The following is a 2174-nucleotide window of genomic DNA, read 5'->3' as shown; positions in this document are numbered from 1 at the left end:
GGCAGGGGCATCAGGAAGACGACCAGAGAAGTCATCGTGGTGGCGAAGCCGATGATGCCGAACAGGTCGATTCGCGCGGCGATCTGACGCAATCCGCTCTGCGCGGCCTCGCGCTGCGGGTCCTTGGGCAGCCGCAGGGCCATCACCAAGGCGATCAGCGTGACCGGGATGTTGATGAGGAAGGCCCAGCGCCAGCCGGCCGCTCCCACGAGGAGTCCGCCGATGGGCGGACCGATCGCTGCGGTGGCCATGCCGGCGAGGGCGAGCCCGCCGAGCACCCCGCCCGGTGGCTGGTCCAGTCCGGCCTGTTCGGCGCGGCGCCGGATCATGACCATGGCGCAGGGAAACGCGGCCGATGTGCCCAGCCCGATCAGCACGCGGGCGACCGTGAGCATCGCCAGATTCTGGCCCGGACTGCCGATGACACCGCCGAGCAGCACGAGCACGATCCCGGCGAGGAAGACACGCCGGGCGCCGAGGACCTCGGCGAGCTTGCCGGCTGTCGGTTGGGCAACAGCGCTGGCGAGGTAGAGGGAGGAGACCAGTACGGCCGTGGCGCCCACCGCCACGTTCAGCTCGGTCGCGATGGGGACGAGCGCTGTGGCGATGATGGAGCTGTTGATCGGGTTGAGACTGGCACCCACGTACAGCGGCGTGGTGAAGGTCCACGTAAAGGGATTACGGATGGCACCGGTCGATATCGAGTCGACCTCGGCAGTGCCGGTTCTCATATGGCGGCCTCGTTCAAGTCGGCGTCGGCGAGCCGCTCGAGCAGCTCGATCGCCTTGTCCATGTCCTTGCGTTCGTGCGGAGCGACGACCTGGTCGATGGCGCGTGCCAGATAGGCGGCGCGCCCCGTGAGCAGCTTGTCGATCAGCTCCGTCGCGGAGTCGTCGGCGCTCATCAGCTTTTTGCGGCCGTCTTTCGGGTCCGCCTCGCTATGCACCAGGCCCGCGGCCTTCAGTACGGCGAGGCTTTGGGCGATGGCCTGCCCGCTGACGTGTTCGATCGACGAGAGTCGGGCGGCGGTGACCGGGCCCTCGCGGACCACGCTCGCCAGCACGCCGAGCTGTGTGGCGCTCAGCCCGGTCGCATGCTGGCCCGACTCCGTACGCATCCGCGCACGAAGCCGCTTGATCGCGTCGTTCAGGCGCTGTGCGGTCGCGGTCGACTCCTGCGACTCGGGGTTCTTGTTCATGCCTCCACCGTAAAACTACCCAAGTAACTTGTCAAAGTTACTTGGGTAGTTTTATGCGCTGCTCCGATCGCCACAAGGCAGGAGGTCGTTCACCTGCCAGCCGAACGACCGAGGAGGGGCACCAGGCGGGGCTCCGTGGCGGCTCTCGTAGGCATCCACCGAGGGGGGAGCGACTCACTCGCCATGCAGCGGATCGACATCGATGTCCGCCCTCGGCTGGCCACCGGTGGCCAGCCTCCCTGTTCGCCGGGGTGCCAGGCGCCGAGGCGTCCGCTTCGGAGGATCCTCAGTTGCCCGTCTGCTGCATAGCGCTGATGTCGTACCCGGTGAGCAGCGCGGTGAGGATGCCAGTCAGACGGAGTTCGACGTCGCCGATGAAGTGGGACAGTTGCGTGCCAGGCCATGGCTCCCAGCGCAGGTGGAGACGGGGCGTCCGGCTGGCGTGACACGGCCACGACGCCGTCACCCGGCTTCCCGAGGTCGCCCACACCCAGCATGTCGCCAACGTGGCCAACGTCAGCAGCTACGTCACCATAGAGACGCTCCCCGCCGGAATCCCGTGATCCTGCGGCAGACGTGATCAGAAGGAGTGTTCATGCCCCACAACGTTGCCGACCTGATGCGCCGCAACCTCCTCGATGTGTTCAACGAGCCGGATCCGGAGCGGCGCAGCGCGGCCATCGCCCAGACCTACGCCGAGGACGTCGTGTGGCACGAACCCGACCGTGTCGTCCACGGCCGCGCGGCCCTCGCCGAGCGTGCGACGGAGCTGCGTGCGCAGGCCCCGGACTGGACCTTCCGCGCCGATGGCCCCGTCTCCGTCACCGACGACCTCGGCCACCTGGGCTTCCGGTACGGTCCGGCCGACCAACCGCCCGTGGTCACCGGGATGGACATCGCCCACTGCAAGGACGGTGTCATCATCGAGCTATACACCCTTGTCACCGGATCCCCTCAGCCCTCCTGAATGCGCCTG

3 protein-coding genes are annotated in these 2174 nt (G+C 67.7%); 1 reads left to right on the top strand and 2 read right to left on the bottom strand.

The genetic code is table 11. The features are described 5' to 3' along the window. Positions 1 to 731: MFS transporter (locus ABT288_RS49830; protein WP_351623436.1), on the bottom strand; the 731-nt coding region annotated here is incomplete at its 3' end. Then, entirely contained in the window at positions 728 to 1198 is a 471-nt protein-coding gene (locus tag ABT288_RS49825) for a MarR family winged helix-turn-helix transcriptional regulator (protein WP_351623435.1), read from the bottom strand. The genes ABT288_RS49830 and ABT288_RS49825, both read right to left, overlap by 4 nt. Positions 1199 to 1793: 595 nt before the next feature. On the opposite strand from ABT288_RS49825, the gene ABT288_RS49820 reads away from it, so the two are divergent. Further along, positions 1794 to 2165, top strand: coding sequence for a nuclear transport factor 2 family protein (locus ABT288_RS49820; RefSeq protein WP_351623434.1), 372 nt, complete (start codon positions 1794 to 1796; stop codon positions 2163 to 2165). The last annotated feature ends 9 nt before the right edge of the window (positions 2166 to 2174 follow it).

It is taken from the genome of Streptomyces sp. NPDC001093, assembly GCF_040298985.1.
Classification (GTDB): Bacteria; Actinomycetota; Actinomycetes; order Streptomycetales; family Streptomycetaceae; genus Streptomyces.
This window is presented reverse-complemented; position numbering and strand designations above follow the sequence as displayed.

What these genes read in the sequence shown, in the direction of transcription:
- ABT288_RS49825 (WP_351623435.1), bottom strand. Translation starts at nt 1,198, where the DNA reads ATGAACAAGAACCCCGAGTCGCAGGAGTCGACCGCGACCGCACAGCGC.
- ABT288_RS49820 (WP_351623434.1), top strand. Translation starts at nt 1,794, where the DNA reads ATGCCCCACAACGTTGCCGACCTGATGCGCCGCAACCTCCTCGATGTG.